Below are 20,297 nucleotides of genomic sequence, written 5' to 3' on the forward strand. Positions count from 1 at the left end.
GGACACAGCGCATGGCACAAGACATTCATTCTCACCGCATCCTGGTTCTGGACTTCGGCTCCCAGTACACCCAGCTCATTGCGCGGCGTATCCGCGAGATCGGCGTGTACTGCGAAATCCGCCCCTTTGACATCACGGAAGCGGATATCCGCGAATTCGGGCCGAAGGGAGTCATTCTTGCCGGTGGCCCCGAATCGGTTACCGAGGCAGGGTCTCCCAGAGCGCCTGAATGCCTGTTCAACATGGACCTGCCCATTCTGGGCATCTGCTACGGCATGCAGACCATGGCCGAGCAGCTGGGTGGCAAGGTCATGGCCTCGGACAAGCGGGAATTCGGCTACGCTCAGGTGCGTATCCGCCAGCCCGGCCGGCTCTTTGAAGGCATCCGCGACCACGTTCTCGAAAATGGAGACGGCCTGCTTGACGTCTGGATGAGTCATGGTGACAAGGTCATCCGACTGCCGGAAGGCTTTGAGCTCACCGCTTCCACCGAAAGCGCCCCCATTGCGGCCATGAGTCATGTCAGCAAGCCTTGGTTTGGTGTCCAGTTCCACCCGGAAGTGACCCACACCCTCCAGGGCAAGCGCATACTTGAGCGGTTTGTGCTGGAAATCTGTGGCTGTGAAGCCCTCTGGACACCCGGCCGTATCATTGACGATGCGGTGGAGCGTATCCGCAAGCAGGTAGGTTCGGACAAGGTGCTGCTCGGCCTCTCCGGTGGCGTGGATTCCTCCGTGACCGCGGCCCTGCTGCACAAGGCCATCGGCGACCAGCTCACCTGCGTGTTTGTGGACAACGGCCTGCTGCGCCTGCATGAAGGCGACCAGGTCATGGACATGTTTGCCAAGAGCATGGGCGTCAAGGTCATCCGCGCCGACGCACAGGACCTGTTCCTCTCCCGCCTCAAGGGCGTTCAGGATCCGGAAGCAAAGCGCAAGATCATCGGTGCCACCTTCATCGAGGTGTTCGATCAGGAAGCCAGCAAGCTCAAGGACGTACGCTGGCTGGCACAGGGCACCATCTATCCGGACGTGATCGAGTCGGCCGCCTCCAAGACGGGCAAGGCCCACGTCATCAAGTCACACCACAACGTGGGTGGCCTGCCGGAGAACATGCAGTTCGAACTGGTGGAACCCCTGCGCGAACTGTTCAAGGACGAAGTGCGCAAGATCGGCCTGGAACTGGGCCTGCCGTACGACATGGTCTACCGGCATCCGTTCCCCGGCCCCGGACTGGGCGTGCGCATCCTGGGCGAAGTGAAAAAGGAATATGCGGACATCCTGCGTGAAGCGGATGCCATCTTCATCGAGGAACTGCACCGTGCAGACTACTACCACAAGACCTCCCAGGCCTTTGCCGTCTTCCTGCCGGTGAAGTCCGTGGGTGTGGTCGGCGATGCGCGCCGCTACGAGTACGTCATTGCCCTGCGTGCAGTGGAAACCATCGACTTCATGACCGCCCGCTGGGCACACCTGCCGTATGATCTGATCGAGCGGGTCTCCAACCGCATCATCAATGAGATCAGCGGCGTCTCCCGGGTCGTCTACGACGTCTCCTCCAAACCTCCCGCCACCATCGAGTGGGAGTGAGGCGAGCGGTCACCCCGGCCATGCCGGGGTGGTGCTCAAGCCTGATTGCAAAGGAATTGCGGAAGGTATGGCAGGATGCCCGCCTGTCGATCCCTATCTCAGAATTGACGCCTATCCGCCGGATGGGCGACGCTTTTTGACGCGCGTTGGGGTTGCATAAAATCGCTCATGGTGCGAAATTTGACACAGGAGAACGGACTGGCTCGTGGGAGATAGAGGGCAGTCTGTCGTTGAGTAAAATGTTAGCGGATAAGGACAATTCATGGCTAATCTATATCTTTTTCGCATAAAAGTTCAAAAATCGGGGCAAGGAGTTTTATTTGGCGAGGAGATGGAGCCAAGTAAATTCTTAATCAAGGTTATTTCTTCCAAGCCATCTGCTGAACTTAGAGAGGGGTATATATGGCATATTGGAAACGTTGTATTCATAGAAGATGAGGGGCTTTTATTTGCCGCTGGGAGAACGACAAAAAAGAGCAAAGAGCTTTATGATGAAAATGAAAAAAATTTCCTTGAGGTAGAAGATGAAGAATCGCCCTTTACCTACGTGTATTATGATCCGAAGTTTGGATTTCTTGCTATAGAGCCTAAGAGTAAGTTGTCGCCAACCGTGAAAGGTATTGCAAGGAATGTAGAAAAATTATTCAATAGACAAGATGTGGTGGTTAATAGTGGGTATCGGATAGAAATATCAGAAATATGGGACCCGAAAGATTTTTTGAAGCATATACATCAAGCCTATGCAGTTGTCAGCTTTACTGTCAATTTTGGGAAGCCCAATCCATTTGATGTGGAATCCGATTTTCACAAGCCGATGGAAAAATACTTGGAAGAAACAGGGGGAAGAAGAGGAAAAGCAACAGTACAAGGGATAGATCTAAATAGGGATAGAATAGAGGAGGTGGCAAGATCTGTAGCTTCAACAGGTAATAATGCATCAGCCAAGATGAGGATGGGTGAAGGTCAGCGTCCAGTAACCCGGCACCTCGAAGGTGATCCAGTTACCATCCCTATAGAGGAGGAGGATAGAGAAGATAAACTTTCTTTGCTGCAAAAGCTTAGGGAGGCATATAGTCGAGTCAGAAGGCGTCGCGAAGAATGACCACGTTCTGGAAGTGGCTGTTAAAGGGTACTGGAAATGGCCCGGGCCTAATCAAATACTGGGATCGGTGGATTTTACTCCATATCCTCATAGGGATAGTGATGGCTTTTATCTTGCCTGTTACACTAAAAGAAGCGTCAACATCTTTACTGCTACCTGTTGCCGGAATATTGATTGGGTTATCTTTTGCCTGGGGGGGAATGCTCAGGCATTGTTGCAAACTGAAGAAATAGAGGAAATCGCATCTTTCAAAAAAGGTGGTTTTGAGGATTATGTTTATACATTTCAATCTGCAATATTTCTTATATTGGTAACATTGTGTTTCTGGGCGCTGGCAGGTCTTGGGATTTTTGATTCGATATGGCCAACAAGGGATAGTAAGATATGGTATCGATCGGTGGTCGGTTTTATTTTTTTATTATCAAGTATGACGTTGCGAGAGTGTTGGCATGTAGTACTTGGGGCCCAGCAGTTGTTATTAATGCGATTTGAGGCAAGAAAAAATCGCAAATAAACGTAAGCGATCCATAACCCCCATCTAAAATCTGCCCGGCGAATCGGCTAAGGTACGCCTGTCTGTTGCACAGGAGTCCGTCATGTTACTTACCGAGAAGCAGTCCTTCTATCTTTCCCTGATCGAACAGGCCCGGACCGCAGGCAAGCCCCTCAAGCAGGTGGCAACCGAAAACGGCGTCAGCCCCGTCACCCTGTACAATGCCGCCCACCCCCTCAGGCGCAAGGGGTTTGCGGAGGGCAGCGGCCCCTCCCGGGCGGGCTTTGTCCGCCAGCCGCTTGCCGCTGCGGCTGATGAGCGCATCGAGGTGGAAACACGGCTTCCCAATGGTCAGCCTGTCTGGCTGCGGGTGCCGGCCTCACAGCTGTCCGCCGTGCTTGGGGTGCTCGCGTCATGAGAGTCCGGCGCTGGCCGGTTCGGGAGATTTACCTGTACCTGCACCCGGTCGACTTCCGCAAGAGTATTGACGGACTGGCCGCCATTGTCGAGGCCGAACTGGAACGCAACCCCTTTGCGCCCACCCTGTTTGCCTTCACCAACCGGCAACGGGACAAGGTCAAGCTGCTGTACTGGGAGCGCAACGGCTTTGTGCTCTGGTACAAGCGGCTGGAGAAGCAGCGCTCCTGCTGGCCTGCGCCGGGGACGCAACAGGTTCGCTCTCTTTCGCCGGAGCAGTTGTCCTGGTTGCTGGATGGCATTGATCTGGACCGTCTCACGCCTCACAAAACCCTGCATTTTTCTTCTGTTTCCGGCGCTTTTTAGCGCCGGATGTGGTATCATGGGCGCATGTCCGAAAGCGCTCAACCTATTGAAAGTATTGATAAAAGAGAACTGATTGCCCTGCTGGAAAATCAGCGGCGGGCGCTGGCTGAGCGCGAGCGGAAAAACACGTCACTTGAGCAGAAAAATCAGCGTCTGGCACAACGCATTCACTTTCTGGAAGAGCAGCTGCGTCTGGCCCTGTCTCATCGTTACGGGGAACGCAGCGAACGCCGGACAGAGGATCCGCAGGCTGACCTGTTCAATGAAGCGGAAGAACTGGTGGCTGCGGAGCCGGACGAGACGTCCGGCGCCACTGAAGTCAGGGGCCATGTCCGTCGCCCCACCTCCGGCCGGCAGGCGCTGCCCGAAGAGCTGCCCCGCGAAGTGATCGAACATGACCTGGACGAAGCCGACAAGGTCTGTGCCTGCGGATGTCAGCGCCAGCGTATCGGAGAAGAGGTCAGCGAAAATCTGGAATATCTCCCGGCCCGGCTGTACGTGCAGCGGCATGTCCGTTACAAGTACACCTGTCCGCAATGCGAGGACGGCGTCCGGACAGCCCGGAAGCCGGCAGCCCTGATCCCGGGCAGCAATGCCGGCACCCAGCTGCTCGCGTTCATTCTGGTGGCCAAGTATCAGGATGCGCTGCCCCTGTACCGGCTGAGCCGGATCTTCGAACGTCAGGGTATTGATCTGCCCCGCAACACGCTGGCCCGCTGGGTGATTCAGTGCAGCGAGGCGCTGATCCCCCTGCTCGGACGCATGGAAGCCGCAATGCGGGATGTGCCGGTCATCCTGATGGATGAAACCACCCTGCAGGTCAACCGCGAGCCCGGCCGACAGGCCGGCAGCACCTCATACATGTGGATCCGGCGCGGACTGTCTCCGCCGGATGAGTCACATCCCCGGGGTCGGGACGTGACCCTTTACCATTACAGTCCGACGCGTTCTGCAGAGGTGGCTGCCGGCCTGCTGTCGGGTTGCCGTGGCGCGCTGATGACGGACGGCTATGCCGGCTACCGTGCAGCCGTGACCCGCTACGGACTGGTGCATGCCACCTGGAATAGAAGTCGGTGCAGGTCACGCCGAAGAGCAGATTCGGAGAAGCCATCGGCTACACCCTGAAGTACTGGGACACCCTCACCACCTACCTTGAAAACGGCTGCCTGCCGATAGACAACAACGGCGCTGAAAACGGCATCCGGCCGTTCGTCATTGGCCGAAAGAACTGGCTGTTTGCCGATACGGTCAGGGGTGCAGAGGCCAGCGCCCGGATCTACTCGGTGATCGAGACCGCCAAGGCCAATGGTCATGAGCCGTACAGCTACCTGAGCCGTCTCTTTGCCAGGCTGCCGCAGGCAGACAGCGATGACGACCTGGACGCACTTCTGCCCTGGAACATGAAGCCCGCCAACTGAACAGGGTGTTATGGATCGCTTACGGTATAACCAGCCCTGTGGTCATTCGTATTGTTCGCTCGGGACCGGTTGTAGAGTCTGGCGAGGAAATAGTATGGTAGCGGTCGACTGTAGTAACGGGTGAAATTCAAAGGTGAATGAATGAACGAAAACGCAATCCTGTATCCGGCTTTTGCCATGTTCGCGCTGACGCTGTTTTGTGTCTTCAGGCTTGGGTTGATGAGATTCCTGGCTATCCGCCAGGGCAGGGTAAAGATCAGTTTTTACAGAACCTATAACGAAGGAAGTCAGCCTCAGGACCTCCACCTGATGTCCAGGCATGTCCAGAATCACTTTGAAATTCCACCTCTGTTTTACATCGGAGTCATCCTGACTCATATCACCGGAAATGTATCAGTCGCGGCGATCGTACTGGCCTGGCTTTTTGTCGCTGCCAGATTTGTACACACCTTCATACATTTGACCAGCAACAATGTGAGCCGTCGCTTCTTTACGTTTGGCTTCAGCCTGCTTTGCTTGTGCGGTCTGTGGGTGACGGTCTTGCTGGGCCTGCTATAATTCTCGGCATGCACCTTTCCCTGTGGCAGAGGTACAACACGTTTCTGGTATGGGGGCTTTATTCATCTGGATGACGGACAGGAAAGGCTCTGCCACTTTAGTCATGCCATTCTCCATGTGTATATTTCTTGCAAATCTACGCATATGTGCGACCATATTTGGTCCGGATTCAACCTGGCCCGAATCCGGGCCTTTTTTGTGTGACAGGCCCCAAGGTATCCCCGTTTGACGGCAAAAAGCCCTTCCGAAGAGATCAGCCCGGATGCACGCTGGATGCAGGAGGCCCTGCGTCTGGCGCGTCACGCGGCGTCGCAGGATGAAGTGCCGGTGGGGGCCGTGGTGGTCTGCCGGGGTGAGGTCATCGGCCGGGGCTGGAACCGCCCCATCAGCAGTGGCGATCCGACCGCACACGCGGAAATCGTCGCGCTGCGTGATGCCGCACGGTGGCTGAACAATTACCGCATGCCGGAAGCGGATCTCTATGTCACCATTGAGCCCTGTACCATGTGTTACGGTGCCCTGATCCATGCCCGGATTCGCCGGATTGTGTACGGGGCCCCCGAACCGAAGGCCGGTGTCATTCAGAGCCAGCTTCAATTGCCGCAGGCAAGCTGCTATAACTGGTCCCCGGAAATTGTCGGCGGGGTGGAGGCCGAAGCCTGCGCTGAACTCATATCAGGTTTTTTCAGACAAAAACGTCTGCGCAACAAGGAGTCAGGATGAAAGTTTTGGTTACCGGCGGCGCCGGTTACATCGGCAGCCATGTGGTTCGCCAGCTGGGCGATGCCGGGCACGACATCGTCGTATATGACAACCTCTCCACCGGCTACCCCTGGGCCGTGACCCATGGCCGCCTGGTGGTGGGTGATATCGGTCACGTGGAGCGTCTGGAGCAGCTCTTCCGGGACGAGGATTTCGAGGCGGTGCTGCACTTTGCCGCACACATCGTGGTGCCCGAGTCGGTGGCCAATCCGGGCAAGTATTACCGCAACAACACCCGCAACACACTGAATCTGCTCTCTATGATCGAGCGCTATCAGGTGCCCTATCTGGTCTTCTCTTCCACCGCTGCGGTTTACGGCATGCCCGACAACCCGCAGATTGACGAGAACGCCCCCACCGCACCGATCAACCCCTATGGCTGGTCAAAGCTCATGAGCGAACAGATGATCCGCGACCTCAGTGCGGCCACGGATATCAAGCACGTGATCCTGCGCTATTTCAATGTGGCCGGCGCGGATCCTGAAGGGCGCATTGGCCAGGCAACACCGGAAGCCACACACCTGATCAAGGTGGCCTGCGAGTGCGCCACCGGTGCCCGGTCCGGCATGAGCATATTCGGTACCGACTATCCCACGCCCGACGGCACCTGCATCCGGGACTACATCCATGTTGAAGACCTGGCGCGGGCTCATGTCATGGCGCTGGACTATCTGGTCGGGCAACAGACATCCAATCTGTTCAACTGCGGGTACGGGCGCGGATTCAGCGTGCGTGAAGTCATCGAAGCGGTGAAGCGCATTTCCGGCGTGGATTTCCCGGTAGAGGAAACCGGTCGCCGTGCCGGGGATCCCGCTGCGCTGGTGGCCGGGAACGCCCGAATCCGCGACGTGTTGGGGTGGACCCCACAGTATGCTGATCTGGACGTGATCGTGGACACCGCACTCAAATGGGAAAAAATCTGGCAGGAACGCAGGCAAAAGGACGCGTTCCCGCGATAAGTCAGGAGTAATCAATGAAAATCGCGATATTCGGAACAGGATATGTGGGACTGGTGACCGGGGCCTGTCTGGCCGATGCGGGCCATCACGTCATGTGTGTGGATGTGGACGAGGCCAAGATCGAGGGCCTGCGCAATGGCGTCATTCCCATTTACGAGCCCGGGCTGGAAAACATCGTCAAGGCCAATGCGGCCGCCGGGCGTCTGCAGTTCACCACCGATGCCCGTGAAGCCATCGAATTTGGCCTGGTCCAGTTCATAGCCGTGGGTACGCCGCCGGATGAGGATGGCTCTGCCGATCTGCGTTATGTACTGCAGGTGGCGAGCACCATTGGTCAGCACATGACCGACTATCGCGTGGTGGTAGACAAGTCTACGGTGCCTGTCGGCACCGGCGACCGGGTACGCCGCACCATTGCCGAGGCGCTGGCAGAGCGGGGCGAGGCCATTCCCTTCGACGTGGTTTCCAATCCGGAATTTCTCAAGGAAGGGGATGCCGTCAATGACTTCATGAAGCCCGACCGGATCGTGATCGGCGCTGAAAGCGAGCGCGCCGTGGAAGTGTTGCGTGAAGTGTATGAGCCCTTTAACCGCAACCGCGAACGCATCATTGTCATGGACGTGCGTTCCGCCGAGCTGACCAAGTACGCCGCCAACGCCATGCTGGCCACCAAGATCAGCTTCATGAACGAGATCGCCAATCTGGCCGAGCGTCTGGGCGCGGATGTGGAATCGGTGCGCAAGGGGATCGGCTCCGACCCGCGTATCGGCTATCACTTCATCTACCCCGGTTGTGGCTATGGCGGCTCCTGCTTTCCCAAGGATGTGAAGGCACTGGTCTCCACCGCACGGGAAGTGGGTCATCCGGCCCGGCTTCTGGAAGCCGTGGAAGATGTGAACGACCGGCAGAAGAATGTCCTTTTCGAGAAGATCTATGCCGAATTCGGTGAAGATCTGAAGGGCAAGACCTTTGCCGTCTGGGGCCTGGCCTTCAAGCCCAACACCGATGACATGCGTGAAGCCTCCAGCCGTCGCCTCATGGAGCAGCTCTGGGAGGCAGGCGCATCGGTTCAGGCATACGACCCGGAAGCCATGAAGGAAACCCAGCGCATCTATGGGGAGCGCGATGACCTGACCCTGTGCGGCACCAAGGAACAAGCCCTGCGCAATGCAGACGCGCTGGTCATCTGTACCGAATGGAAAGAATTCCGTTCGCCGGACTTCGAGCTCATTGCCCGGACACTGCGTCAGCCATTGATCTTCGATGGCCGCAACCTCTATGACCCCGCCCGCATGGAGCGCTACGGCCTGCGTTACTTCGGCATTGGCCGGGGTCTCAGCGTGAAGCCGGTCCTGTGAGCGCCTGGACACTGCACCCGCGGCTGGCGGCGGATTGCCTGACTCTGGGCGATCTGCCCCTGTGCCGCGTGCTCATCATGAATGACCGGCAGTATCCATGGCTGATTCTGGTGCCGCGCCGCCCGGATATTCGTGAGGCCCATGAGCTGGACGAGGAAGACTATAGCCAGCTCTGGCTCGAAAGCCGGATCACGGGGCAGGTGATGATGGCGGAACTTCAGGGCCACAAGCTCAATATCGCCGCCCTGGGCAATCTGGTGCCGCAGCTGCATCTTCACCATGTTGTACGCTTTGAGAACGACCCGGCCTGGCCCGGTCCCGTCTGGGGTGTGCGCCCGCCCGAACCCTATGCGGACCGGGGGCAGGCGCTGGGCATGCGGCTGTTCAGTCTGATTCAGGTGCGTCTGGGGTAACGGCGCGCCGCCGGCCTTCCTGCTGGGCTCCGCGCAACACGTAACGCAGTTGGCGGGCCAGGCGCTCGCGCACGGCCTGCCTTTCTGCCGGTGTACTGTCCAGCAGATCGGCACCCGCGTTGAACACCAGGGTCACCATGGCTTCCGCCACCAGTCGCGGATCTTCCAGTGGCTGGTTCAGTTCGTTGGCCTTGCGCTCCAGATCCCATGACAGCTCGGTGACGAAGTGATCAATCTCCGCCTTGATTGCCGCCCGGAACTGGCGTGACAGGCCGGATCGCTCGCGCAACAACAAGCGAAACAGGCTGGCATTGGCACTCAGATATTCCAGAAAGGTATCCAGTGAGGTCTGGATGGCGCTGCCCGAACTGGCAATGCGCTTGCGGGCCTGCCGCATCAGCTGTCGCAGGGTCACCCCGCCTTCGTCCACCAGAGCCAGCCCCAGTTCTTCCATGTCACTGAAGTGGCGATAGAAGGAAGTCGGGGCAATGCCTGCCTCGCGCGCTACTTCCCTGAGGCTGAGGCTTGAAAAGCTTTTCTCCGCATCCAGTTGACGGAGCGCCGCATCCAGCAGTGCACGGCGGGTGCGCTGTTTCTGTTCATTCCGGCCGGCCATAAAAAAGCGCCTCCTGTATCAAGGAGGCGCCAGTCTACATCAGGAGCAGGGATCAGGCCACTTCAGCGGCAGCTGATGCCTTTTCCCTGGCCTTGAGCGCGAGCGTGCGGACACGTTCGAAGTCTTCGTCCGTATAAACCCCGTTCACGCCGGAAATGGCAGCCAGCTTCATGCCATGCTTCAGCCCGAGCTTGTAGATCTCGCGGACTTTCTCCCACTCGATCTGACGACCCAGGGTGTAATTCTCGAACCGGCCTTCAAGTGCCAGCACGATGGTTTCCGCCAGACAGGCATAGGCCACCTTTGGCGGCAGACCAATGTCCTTCATGCGCACCTCTCCGGGCAGCTCGATCTCGCCGGACTCGATCACCAGCACATCGGGCCGTTTGGCCACATCCTCGGGCGGAATGTCCAGCGGTCTCGCCACATCCGTGATGACACAACCGGGCTTGACTTTCATGATGTCCAGGATGCGTTTGCCGGCGCCGGAGGTTGCAGTCACGATCATGTCCATTTCGCCCAGCGCGGCCTTGTCCGTGGTCGACGCGATCTCCAGACGGGCATCCGGCGTCTCTTTCAGAATGCTCTCCTTGAGTGCCAGCAGCTTGGCCGGTTCGGGAGCCACCAAATGGACTTCCTCAACGGCCTTGGCCAGCAGGCGGGCGCATACCGAGCCGATGGCACCCGTGGCGCCGACCACCATGGCCTTGCCCTTGATGCGTCCGCGTTCCGTGAACTCCACAAAGCCCAGACGCTTGACGGCTTCATAGGCCGCCCAGAGCGCGCCGGACGCGCTGTAGCTGTTGCCTGTGGTGATGGGCAGCGGCGCACGCTTGGCCACCGTGATGCCCGCATCCCCGACGACTTTGGTGAACGCACCGAGACCCATGATCTGTGCGCCCATCTTCTTGGCCATGTCCGCAGCAGCCAGCAGCCGCCGGTATGTGAATTCCGGATTGTGACGCATGATCTCCTTCGGCGTGCCACCGACGGTGATCAGCCAGCCTTCCGCTTCCGCACCGGTGGGGGAAACGATGCCTTCGACCTTCGAGTAGACAAAGGGCGGAGCCCAGGCCATGGCTTTTTCCACCTGATCCATGACCACCTGAGGTGCCACTCTGGAGAGAAGCGCCAGCGGCTTGGCCTTGTTCAGATACTTCTGGGACAGCGGGTGAATCACGAAGGCGAAGCGGTTCACCCGGCGATGACCGTTGGGGAACAGGACGCGTGGCTCAAGCTTCAGGTCATCAATGATTTCAAGGTAATCATCATGGATCACGTCTTCCGGCCGGCGCCCGGTGGCCGCACAGATCATGGCCTCCAGGGTGGCGATGCCCACGGGCTGCTCGAAGAGGCGTGGTGTGTAGTCAATGACGGTATAGACACCTTTTTCCTTCAGTTTTTCCAGGCGCTCCTCGGTGACGGTCGAGGTGATGAGGGTGCGCTTGGCCAGATATTCACCGTCCAGGTTTTCCAGCGCATCCAGGGGGCCCACCAGCACATGGGCCTTCTTGAGCACGCTTTCCAGTGCCCAGCGGTTGATCATGGCTTTCGGGTTGAGGCGCGGCTGGACAATGTGCGCCGGCGTGTATTTCATCAGCGGGTGTGTGGCCTGGGCATAAAGCTCCAGCTGCTTCAGCGAGGTCAGGCAGGCCGGAGCCGCGACCTGAAGGACCGGATCGGCAAAATACAGGTTGTCCGTGTACTCGTTCAGAACGCTGGCGGCTTTCCAGTCACTCAGGCCGTTGAAGAACAGCGTGACCGCATTGTTGAAAAAATTGCCCTCGGTAATCTGGGTGTGACGGATGGCCCAGTCCATGAGGATGTCACGCAGGGTGGAGCCCGCTGTCACCGGTGTCCCGTCCGCCTCTTCTTCCAGCATGGCCATGAAGGGTTCATGCAGGCATTGCGCCCCCACCCGGCAGTGATCCCGCATGCCGGCCAGTGCAATCATGTCGGCCTTGTCCTTCCACTGTTCCACCAGTGCCTGTGCCTGCTGGGGATTGTGGTCTGTTCCCACGCGAACCAGCCTGAAATCCGTATTCAGAAACCGGGTCTGAAAATCATAGTTGTCATCTGAGCTGCCCAGACTGATGGTCACGATTGTTTTCATGGATTCCCTCTTCGAGACGTCTGATTGTTTTGGTACTGACCAGTCTGACACGTATAAATGTGGGCGGACATTGCCCAGATCAAGATTTGCTCAGTTTCGTTCACATTTCTTTACGGGAACTTCGACCTAGGTGGAATGGTGGGATATGACGCGGCGCCGGTAACATGCGGTTTGCTCGAGAACAAATACAATAGCGAGAGAGAACGATATGATTTTGCGCGTTTTATGTCTGGTCTGTCTGTTTGTTGCGCCACTTGTCTCGGCCGGAACCATCACGCTGGGATTGAACTACCCGCAAACAGGCCGTTATGCGGAGCAGGGGCGGGAGCAGCATTGTGCCGCACAGATGGCAGTGGATGAAATCAACGCCAGCGGCGGTATTCTGGGCCAGACGGTCCGGCTGGCAACCCGGGACTCGCGTTCCAGGCCGGACATTGCCGTGGCCAATGTCCGTGAGTTGATCGTTAAGGAACAGGCCGTCATGCTTTTCGGAGGCGCCTCTTCGGCGGTAGCCATCGCTGCAGGGAAGGAAGCGGCGAGACATGACCGTTTGTATTTCGGCACGCTGACGTATTCAAACGCAACCACCGGTGCGGAAGGGCACCGGTACATGTTCCGCGAAACCTACAATGCCTGGATGGCCGCCCGGGTGCTTGCCAAGACGCTCAACAGCCAGTACGCCGGGCAGCGTTATTTCTATCTGACGGCCGACTATACCTGGGGATGGAGTACCGAGGCGTCCTTGCGCAGATTTACGGGAACGACCGACCTACAGTTGAACCCCGGCGTCAAAACTCCTTTTCCGGGTGCCCGTCTGACCCATTTCCGGGATGCGCTGAAGGCTGCCGAGGCATCGGGTGCTCAGGTGCTGGTTCTGGTGCTTTTCGGGGATGACATGGTCCGGGCGCTGACACTGGCCCACCAGATGGGACTGAAGAACAAGATGGCCGTCGTGGTACCGTGCCTGGAGCTCGGCATGGCTCAGAAGGCCGGAGCTGGCATCATGGAGGGCGTGATTGGCGCGGTTCCCTGGAGCTGGCAGGTGCCTTACCAGTATGACTACCCGGCGGGCCGGAAGTTTGTCGAAGCCTTTTCCGGGCGTTACAAGAAACGCCCCTCATCCTCCGCGGCTTCGGCTTATACCATTGTTTACGAATACAAGGATGCGGTGGAGCGGGCCGGCACCTTTGATACGGCCCGGGTCATTGCCGAACTGGAAGGTCATCGTTACCGCCGGCTCAAGGATGACCAGTACTGGCGCGCCTTTGATCATCAGAGCGTGCAGACCGTCTATGCGGTTTGCGGCAAGCCCTGGCAGCAGGTGTTGCAGGACCCTTACCGGGCAGACTATTTCGAGCTGATTGACAGTCTTGCCGGGGAAGAGGCCGCCGGGACGCAGGAAGAGAGGACAGAAGCCCGGAAAGCGGCAGGAAAACCGTCACGATTGTAACCACATCCCGCTTCCTTTCTCACAGGCATGCTTTTACCGGAAAAATCGGTTTATAATACGGCGCTTTGTTTAAGGTGGTTCGCTGTAGACGAGGTGGCGCATGCCGATTTACGAGTACGTTTGCAAGGCCTGTGGATTCGAGAAGGAATATCTTCAGAAAGTCAGTGACCCGGTACTGGTCACCTGTCCGGAATGCCGGCAGGACACCTTTCACAAGAAAATTTCAGCACCCGGCTTTCGCCTGAAGGGCGGTGGCTGGTACGAAACCGATTTCAAGACCGGCGCGAAGAAGAACCTGGCCACGGGTGACAGCTGCGCACCCACCGGGTGTGGCCAGTGTGCCGGCAGCGCTTCGGCCGACTAAGACAGCAGACATCAGGAATACACAACTATGCGGACACATTACTGCGGCGCTCTGAGCGAAGAACATATTGATCAAACCGTGACCCTGTATGGCTGGGCACACCGTCGCCGTGATCACGGTGGCGTGATCTTCATTGATCTGCGTGACCGTGAAGGACTGGTTCAGGTCGTATTCGACCCGGATGCGGAGGAAAGTTTCGCACTGGCTGATCGCGTGCGCAGCGAATACGTGCTCAAGGTCACCGGTCGCGTGCGCGCCCGGCAGGAAGGTGCCATCAACCCGAAGATGCGCACGGGGCGCATCGAAGTGCTGGGCAAGGAGCTGGAAATTCTCAGTCAGGCCGCCACACCGCCGTTTCCGCTGGATGAATATGTGGAAGTGGGCGAGGATGTCCGCCTGCGCTTCCGCTACATGGATCTGCGCCGTCCGGAAATGCAGGAACGCCTGATTTTCCGGGCAAAAGCCACGTCCTACATCCGCAATTACCTGGACAGCAACGGCTTCCTGGATCTGGAAACCCCCATCCTCACCCGGGCCACACCGGAAGGGGCGCGGGATTATCTGGTGCCGAGCCGGACTCACCCCGGTCGTTTCTTCGCGCTGCCGCAGTCCCCGCAGCTGTTCAAGCAGCTCCTCATGGTCTCCGGCTTTGACCGCTATTACCAGATCGCCAAGTGTTTCCGGGATGAGGATCTGCGTGCAGATCGTCAGCCTGAATTCACGCAGGTGGATATTGAAACGTCCTTCCTGAGTGAAGACGAGATCATGGGGCTGGCCGAAGGCATGATCCGCAACCTGTTCCGGGATCTGCTGAATGTGGAGTTGCCGCCGTTCCCGCGCATGACCTGGCATGAAGCCATGCAGCGCTACGGCAGTGACAAGCCGGATCTGAGGATTCCGCTGGAACTGGTGGACGTGGCGGATCTGCTCACGGATGTGGAATTCAAGGTCTTCAGCGGCCCGGCCAATGATCCCAAGAGCCGGGTTGTGGCCTTGCGGGTCCCTCAGGGCAGCCAGCTCAGTCGCAAGCAGATTGATGACTACACCAAATTCGTGGGTATTTATGGTGCCAAGGGGCTGGCCTATATCAAGGTCAACGATCGCAGCCAGGGCGTGGAAGGCCTGCAGAGCCCGATCGTCAAGTTCCTGCCGGAAGAAGCGGTGCTGGCCATTCTGGATCGCGTGCAGGCGGAAGACGGTGATGTGGTCTTCTTCGGGGCGGATAAGCGGACGACTGTCAACGAGGCCATGGGCGCGCTGCGTGTCCGCATTGGTCACGATCTCAATCTGGCAGAAAAGGAGTGGGCGCCGCTGTGGGTCGTGGACTTCCCCATGTTCGAGGAGGACGGCGAAGGCGGCCTGACTTCCCTGCATCACCCGTTCACGCTGCCGGCGTGTACGCCCGAAGAGCTCGCGGCGCATCCCGAAAGCGCGCTGTCACGCGCCTATGACATGGTGCTCAACGGCACCGAACTGGGTGGCGGATCACTGCGTATCTACGATCCGGAAATGCAGCAGGCCGTTTTCAGGGTGCTGGGGATTGGCGAAGAGGAGGCACGGGAGAAGTTCGGCTTCCTGCTTGATGCACTGAAGTATGGCGCACCGCCTCATGGCGGACTCGCCTTCGGCCTGGACCGCCTGATCATGCTCATGACCGGTGCGTCCTCCATTCGTGATGTCATTGCCTTCCCGAAAACACAGAGTGCCATGTGTCTGCTGACACAGGCACCCGGGGAAGTGGATCCCAAACAATTGCGCGAACTGCACATCCGTGTGCGGTCTGGCGTCGAAAAATCTGCAGAGTAAACGCACTGGAGTATTTCAATGGCAGGTCATAGCAAGTGGGCAAACATCAAACACCGCAAGGCGGCTCAGGACGCCAGGCGGGGCAAGATCTTTACCAAGCTGATCCGGGAAATCAGTGTCGCTGCCAAGGGCGGTGCGGATCCTGCCGATAACCCGCGCCTGCGTGCTGCCGTGGACAAGGCCCTGCAGCACAACATGAAGAAGGACACCATCGACAAGGCCATTGCACGTGGCGCCGGTCTTGACGGGCAGGACAACTATGAGGAACTGACCTACGAAGGTTACGGCGCCGGTGGCGTGGCGGTCTATGTCGAAGCCATGACCGACAACCGTAACCGGACTGTGGCGGAAGTCCGGCATGCGTTCTCCAAGCATGGTGGCAATCTCGGTACGGATGGCTCGGTGGCCTACCTGTTCAGCAAGAAGGGGATCATTTCCTTTGCGCCGGGTGCGGACGAAGATCGCATCATGGAAGTTGCACTGGAGGCGGGTGCCGAAGACGTCGTCACCAATGATGATGGTTCGGTGGAGGTCCGGACGCTGCCCGAGGATTTCGAGGCGGTACGCGAGGCACTCAAGGCCGCGGGACTGGCCTTCGAGGAAGCTGAGGTCACCATGGTGCCGTCCACAACGGTGGAGCTGGACGTGGAAACGGCCAGGACCGTTCTCAAGATGATCGACATGCTTGAGGATCTGGACGACGTACAGAACGTGTACACCAACGCGGACATTCCCGAAGAAGCCTACGAGGGCTGATGCCCGTGCCGGTCATTCTGGGAATAGATCCGGGTTCCATCCGCACGGGATACGGTGTGATCGAGTCCCGTCCGGGTGGGGCAGCGCGGTATCTGGCCAGTGGCTGCATCCGCGTGACCGGGGAAACCCTGGCTGACCGGCTTCAGGTCGTGTTCAACGGCGTTTGTCAGCTGGTGGACATGTATGCGCCGCAGGAAGCGGCCATTGAACAGGTGTTCCTGGCCCGCAATGCGGATTCCGCACTCAAGCTCGGGCAGGCGCGTGGCGCGGCGATTGTCGCGCTGGCCCACAAGGGGCTGCCGGTGGCAGAGTATGCGGCCAAGAAGGCCAAGCAGGCTGTGGTCGGGAATGGCAATGCCGACAAATCTCAGGTTCAGGCCATGGTGCAGGCGCTGTTCAGGCTCGAAAGCACCCCACAGCCCGATGCGGCGGACGCACTGGCCATCGCGCTCTGCCACGCACACACGCTTTCAAGCCTCATCCGCATGGGCAAGGTTTCCCGGGGGACCGCAGGCGGACGCTGGAAGCAGAGGTAACCATGCATGATCGGACGTATACAGGGCACCCTGATTGAAAGTCATCCGCCCACGGTACTGATCGACGTTCACGGCGTCGGTTATGAAGTGGAGGTGCCGCTCTCGCTGCTCGGCCAGATGCCACGGGCCGGGGAGACCATTGTCCTGCATACCCATTTTGTCGTGCGTGAGGATGCCCAGTTGCTCTATGGCTTCATGTCGCGCCAGGAGCGGGATCTCTTTCGCCAGCTGATCAAGGTCAACGGCGTGGGCCCCAAGCTTGCGCTGGCCATATTGTCTCACATGGATGCGGGAACCTTTGTGGCGACAGTCAGTGCCGGTGAAAGTACGCCGCTGACCCGGCTTCCCGGCATTGGCAAGAAAACCGCGGAGCGGCTGATCGTGGAAATGAAGGATCGTCTCCGGGACTGGGCCAGCCCGGCCGGTACGGTCACTCAGAACGATCCGGTTGCCGGCCCGCCCGCGCTCACTGCGCAGGAAGAAGCGGAAGAAGCGCTGGTGGCACTGGGCTACAAGCCCGCCGAGGCGGCGCGTGCCGTGCGCGCAGTCTATGTGCCTGATATGGACAGGGATTCGCTCATTAAATCGGCTTTAAGGAGTATGGTAAAAGCCTGACCAAGCCGCTAAGATGGTCGGTAATTTTTACAGACTCCCCAATCCATGATTGAAGCAGACCGACTGGTTTCCACCGCAGGTTCGCCCCTCGAAGACAGTATCGACCGAGCTGTACGCCCCCGTACGCTTGCCGAGTATATCGGCCAGCCGCAGGTGCGGGAGCAGATGGAAATCTTCATTCAGGCCGCGCGTCAGCGCAACGAAGCGCTGGATCATGCCCTGATTTTCGGGCCTCCGGGTCTCGGCAAGACGACGCTCGCCAACATCATCGCCGAAGAAATGGGGGTGGCCATCAAGTGCACCTCCGGTCCCGTGCTGGAAAAGGCCGGAGATCTGGCGGCGCTGCTGACCAATCTCGAGCCGCGTGACGTGCTGTTCATTGATGAAATTCATCGTCTCAGCCCTGCCGTGGAAGAAGTGCTGTATCCGGCGATGGAAGATTACCAGCTCGACATCATGATCGGGGAGGGGCCGGCTGCGCGTTCCATCAAGCTGGAACTGCCACCGTTCACGCTGGTCGGCGCAACCACCCGTGCCGGTCTGTTGACGTCGCCGTTGAGAGACCGGTTCGGCATCGTGCAGCGGCTGGAGTTCTACTCGGTAGAGGATCTCTGCACCATCGTCGAACGCTCGGCCCGCCTGATGGGCGTGCCGCTGGGTGAGGGCGGTGCACTGGAAATCGCCCGGCGGGCACGGGGCACGCCCCGTATTGCCAACCGCCTGCTGCGCCGCGTGCGGGACTTCGCCGAGGTCAAGGCCGACGGTGTGGTCACCGCCGAGATTGCCGGGCAGGCCCTCAACATGCTCAATGTGGACGATCAGGGCTTCGATCACATGGATCGCCGCCTGCTGCGCGCCGTCATCGAAAAGTTTGACGGTGGCCCCGTGGGCGTGGATTCCCTGTCCGCCGCCATAGGCGAGGAGCGCACCACCATCGAGGACGTGCTTGAGCCTTACCTCATTCAGCAGGGGTATCTCATGCGCACGCCCAGGGGGCGCGTGGCCACGCCGCTGGCCTACCGGCACTTCGGCTGGGAGCCGGACGGAGGCGAAAGGTCATGAGTGAAGCATGTGACTTTTTTCTGCCCGTCCGCGTCTACATAGAAGATACCGATGCAGGTGGCATCGTTTTCTACGCCAACTACCTGAAATTCATGGAGCGGGCGCGGACCGAGCGAATCCGCAGTCTGGGCTTTCCCCGTCTGGAAACCCTGAACCCCGATGTATTGTTTGTGGTACACAGCCTGTCTGTCCGCTATCACGGTCCGGCACGTCTTGACGACCTGCTGCATGTGACTGCCGATATGACAGGATTGGGTCGTACCTGGATGGACTTTGAACAAACCGTTTTACGCCCTGAAGACGGGGCGGTGCTCACCCGCGGTCAGGTGCGTGTCGCCTGTATCGACCGGGAACGGCAGCGGCCGGTCGCCATGCCGGCCACCCTGAGAGCCGCCCTGCAACCCATTATCAAGGAGCCTGTAGCGTGACTGAAGAACTGAGTTTCTGGAGCCTGATTGCCAATGCCAGCTTCATCGTTCAGCTGGTCATGCTGATTCTGCTGGCGGCATCCGTTGTTTCGTGGACCGTCATCTTTCAACGACTGCAGGTCTACCGGAAGGCGCGTCAGGCAATCCGCGACTTTGAAAACCGCTTCTGGTCCGGCATGGATCTTGGCCAACTGTTTCGTGAATGTGCTGGCCAACCGAACCCCGATAGCGGGGAGGAACAGATCTTCAAGGCCGGGTTCAAGGAATACACCCGCCTGCGCCAGAATGCGGGGGTGGATCCCGATGCGGTGATGGATGGGGTTCAGCGCGCCATGCGTGTCGCCTATTCCCGGGAAACGGAGCGCCTGGATCGTCACTTGCCGTTCCTTGCGACCGTCGGTTCCGCCAGCCCCTACATCGGCCTCTTTGGTACGGTCTGGGGCATCATGAACGCCTTCCGCGGTCTGGCGCACATGCAGCAGGCATCCATTGCCACCGTGGCGCCGGGCATTTCCGAAGCCCTGATTGCCACGGCGATGGGCCTCTTTGCCGCCATTCCGGCCGTAATTGCCTATAACCGGTTCGCGACCGTATCGGAACAGCTGGCCAACAGTTACCGGACCTTCGCGGAAGAATTCTCCAGCATTCTCCATCGCAGCGTCCATGCCAGCCATCAGGATGACCAGTAATGGATTGGTATACGCCCAAACGCAAACCCATGTCCGAGATCAACGTCGTACCCTATATCGACGTCATGCTCGTGCTTCTGGTCATTTTCATGGTCACGGCACCGCTGCTGATGCAGGGTGTGGACGTGGACCTGCCGCAGGTGGACTCGCAGCCCCTGCAGGTGGATGAACAGAATCCCCCCCTGATTGTTGCGGTCAGCGCGCTGGGGGGCTACTACACGGAGCTGGGCGACGATCAGTCCCGCCCCATGGAGCTGGCTCAGGTCAGGGAGCAGGTGAAGAAAATCACGACCCAGAAGCCGGGCGTCAAAGTATTGATCCGTGGCGATGAGAACGTGACTTACGGCAAGGTGGTCCAGTTGCTTGCCGTGCTGCAGGACGCCGGGATCGCCAATGTGGGCCTGATTACCGAGAAGCCCAGGTAGGG

Annotated in this window: 24 protein-coding genes; 22 read left to right on the forward strand and 2 right to left on the reverse strand. The window is 58.8% G+C overall.

The features are described 5' to 3' along the window. Positions 1–11 precede the first annotated feature (11 nt). From guaA to AAIA72_RS01255, 12 genes are all read left to right on the forward strand, one after another. Complete coding sequence (gene guaA, locus AAIA72_RS01200; RefSeq protein ID WP_369601630.1) at positions 12–1,589, forward strand: glutamine-hydrolyzing GMP synthase; 1,578 nt, start codon at positions 12–14, stop codon at positions 1,587–1,589. Between the two features lie 262 nt (positions 1,590–1,851). After that, positions 1,852–2,691: a hypothetical protein gene (locus tag AAIA72_RS01205; RefSeq protein WP_369601631.1), complete on the forward strand. Its 840-nt coding sequence runs from the start codon at positions 1,852–1,854 to the stop codon at positions 2,689–2,691. A gap of 13 nt (positions 2,692–2,704) precedes the next feature. After that, positions 2,705–3,205 carry a hypothetical protein gene (locus AAIA72_RS01210; protein WP_369601632.1) on the forward strand — a complete coding sequence of 167 codons (501 nt, stop codon included), beginning with the start codon at positions 2,705–2,707 and terminating at the stop codon, positions 3,203–3,205. A gap of 82 nt (positions 3,206–3,287) precedes the next feature. After that, the gene (locus AAIA72_RS01215) at positions 3,288–3,602 is read left to right on the forward strand and encodes a hypothetical protein (RefSeq protein WP_369601633.1); all 315 of its coding nucleotides are present in this window, start codon (positions 3,288–3,290) and stop codon (positions 3,600–3,602) included. Beyond that, entirely contained in the window at positions 3,599–3,967 is a 369-nt protein-coding gene (gene tnpB / locus AAIA72_RS01220) for an IS66 family insertion sequence element accessory protein TnpB (protein WP_369601634.1), read from the forward strand. The genes AAIA72_RS01215 and tnpB overlap by 4 nt, the downstream gene beginning before the upstream one ends. A gap of 24 nt (positions 3,968–3,991) precedes the next feature. Next, positions 3,992–5,092 (forward strand): IS66 family transposase, encoded by a 1,101-nt coding sequence (locus AAIA72_RS01225; RefSeq protein ID WP_369601635.1) that lies wholly within the window; start codon positions 3,992–3,994, stop codon positions 5,090–5,092. Next, positions 5,041–5,385 carry a transposase gene (locus tag AAIA72_RS01230; protein WP_369601636.1) on the forward strand — a complete coding sequence of 115 codons (345 nt, stop codon included), beginning with the start codon at positions 5,041–5,043 and terminating at the stop codon, positions 5,383–5,385. Before AAIA72_RS01225 ends, AAIA72_RS01230 begins: the two co-directional genes overlap by 52 nt. A gap of 141 nt (positions 5,386–5,526) precedes the next feature. Continuing rightward, positions 5,527–5,943 (forward strand): MAPEG family protein, encoded by a 417-nt coding sequence (locus tag AAIA72_RS01235; RefSeq protein ID WP_369601637.1) that lies wholly within the window; start codon positions 5,527–5,529, stop codon positions 5,941–5,943. 225 nt (positions 5,944–6,168) lie between these two features. Continuing rightward, positions 6,169–6,666 (forward strand): tRNA adenosine(34) deaminase TadA, encoded by a 498-nt coding sequence (tadA, locus tag AAIA72_RS01240; RefSeq protein ID WP_369601638.1) that lies wholly within the window; start codon positions 6,169–6,171, stop codon positions 6,664–6,666. Next, on the forward strand, positions 6,663–7,664 hold the full coding sequence (gene galE / locus AAIA72_RS01245; protein ID WP_369601639.1) for a UDP-glucose 4-epimerase GalE: 1,002 nt from the start codon (positions 6,663–6,665) through the stop codon (positions 7,662–7,664). The genes tadA and galE overlap by 4 nt, the downstream gene beginning before the upstream one ends. Before the next feature lie 14 nt (positions 7,665–7,678). After that, positions 7,679–9,022 carry a UDP-glucose/GDP-mannose dehydrogenase family protein gene (locus AAIA72_RS01250; protein ID WP_369601640.1) on the forward strand — a complete coding sequence of 448 codons (1,344 nt, stop codon included), beginning with the start codon at positions 7,679–7,681 and terminating at the stop codon, positions 9,020–9,022. Continuing rightward, on the forward strand, positions 9,019–9,435 hold the full coding sequence (locus tag AAIA72_RS01255; RefSeq protein ID WP_369601641.1) for an HIT domain-containing protein: 417 nt from the start codon (positions 9,019–9,021) through the stop codon (positions 9,433–9,435). The genes AAIA72_RS01250 and AAIA72_RS01255 overlap by 4 nt, the downstream gene beginning before the upstream one ends. On the opposite strand, the gene fabR is transcribed toward AAIA72_RS01255, so the two are convergent. Next, a complete protein-coding gene (fabR, locus tag AAIA72_RS01260; RefSeq protein ID WP_369601642.1) occupies positions 9,407–10,051 on the reverse strand; it encodes an HTH-type transcriptional repressor FabR in 645 nt (214 codons plus the stop codon). The genes AAIA72_RS01255 and fabR overlap by 29 nt on opposite strands. Before the next feature lie 52 nt (positions 10,052–10,103). Next, positions 10,104–12,164: a dehydrogenase gene (locus tag AAIA72_RS01265; RefSeq protein WP_369601643.1), complete on the reverse strand. Its 2,061-nt coding sequence runs from the start codon at positions 12,162–12,164 to the stop codon at positions 10,104–10,106. Between the two features lie 208 nt (positions 12,165–12,372). On the opposite strand from AAIA72_RS01265, the gene AAIA72_RS01270 reads away from it, so the two are divergent. The 10 genes from AAIA72_RS01270 (at position 12,373) to tolR (ending at position 20,295) form a co-directional block, all read left to right on the forward strand. Continuing rightward, the gene (locus tag AAIA72_RS01270; RefSeq protein ID WP_369601644.1) at positions 12,373–13,614 is read left to right on the forward strand and encodes a substrate-binding protein; all 1,242 of its coding nucleotides are present in this window, start codon (positions 12,373–12,375) and stop codon (positions 13,612–13,614) included. Between the two features lie 100 nt (positions 13,615–13,714). Continuing rightward, positions 13,715–13,978 carry an FmdB family zinc ribbon protein gene (locus tag AAIA72_RS01275; RefSeq protein WP_369601645.1) on the forward strand — a complete coding sequence of 88 codons (264 nt, stop codon included), beginning with the start codon at positions 13,715–13,717 and terminating at the stop codon, positions 13,976–13,978. Positions 13,979–14,005: 27 nt separating this feature from the next. Beyond that, positions 14,006–15,784, forward strand: coding sequence for an aspartate--tRNA ligase (gene aspS / locus AAIA72_RS01280; protein WP_369601646.1), 1,779 nt, complete (start codon positions 14,006–14,008; stop codon positions 15,782–15,784). Positions 15,785–15,802: 18 nt separating this feature from the next. Continuing rightward, on the forward strand, positions 15,803–16,540 hold the full coding sequence (locus AAIA72_RS01285; RefSeq protein ID WP_369601647.1) for a YebC/PmpR family DNA-binding transcriptional regulator: 738 nt from the start codon (positions 15,803–15,805) through the stop codon (positions 16,538–16,540). Continuing rightward, on the forward strand, positions 16,540–17,076 hold the full coding sequence (gene ruvC, locus AAIA72_RS01290; protein ID WP_369601648.1) for a crossover junction endodeoxyribonuclease RuvC: 537 nt from the start codon (positions 16,540–16,542) through the stop codon (positions 17,074–17,076). Before AAIA72_RS01285 ends, ruvC begins: the two co-directional genes overlap by 1 nt. A 6-nt stretch (positions 17,077–17,082) precedes the next feature. After that, a complete protein-coding gene (ruvA, locus tag AAIA72_RS01295; protein ID WP_369601649.1) occupies positions 17,083–17,691 on the forward strand; it encodes a Holliday junction branch migration protein RuvA in 609 nt (202 codons plus the stop codon). Between the two features lie 45 nt (positions 17,692–17,736). Further along, on the forward strand, positions 17,737–18,753 hold the full coding sequence (gene ruvB, locus AAIA72_RS01300; protein WP_369601650.1) for a Holliday junction branch migration DNA helicase RuvB: 1,017 nt from the start codon (positions 17,737–17,739) through the stop codon (positions 18,751–18,753). Next, positions 18,750–19,181 (forward strand): YbgC/FadM family acyl-CoA thioesterase, encoded by a 432-nt coding sequence (locus AAIA72_RS01305; protein WP_369601651.1) that lies wholly within the window; start codon positions 18,750–18,752, stop codon positions 19,179–19,181. Before ruvB ends, AAIA72_RS01305 begins: the two co-directional genes overlap by 4 nt. Next, the gene (gene tolQ, locus AAIA72_RS01310; protein ID WP_369601652.1) at positions 19,178–19,870 is read left to right on the forward strand and encodes a protein TolQ; all 693 of its coding nucleotides are present in this window, start codon (positions 19,178–19,180) and stop codon (positions 19,868–19,870) included. The genes AAIA72_RS01305 and tolQ overlap by 4 nt, the downstream gene beginning before the upstream one ends. Next, a complete protein-coding gene (gene tolR / locus AAIA72_RS01315; protein ID WP_369601653.1) occupies positions 19,870–20,295 on the forward strand; it encodes a protein TolR in 426 nt (141 codons plus the stop codon). Before tolQ ends, tolR begins: the two co-directional genes overlap by 1 nt. Positions 20,296–20,297 lie beyond the last annotated feature (2 nt).

The organism is Thermohahella caldifontis (assembly GCF_041153465.1).
In the GTDB taxonomy this organism is placed as follows: Bacteria; Pseudomonadota; Gammaproteobacteria; order Pseudomonadales; family Oleiphilaceae; genus Thermohahella; species Thermohahella caldifontis.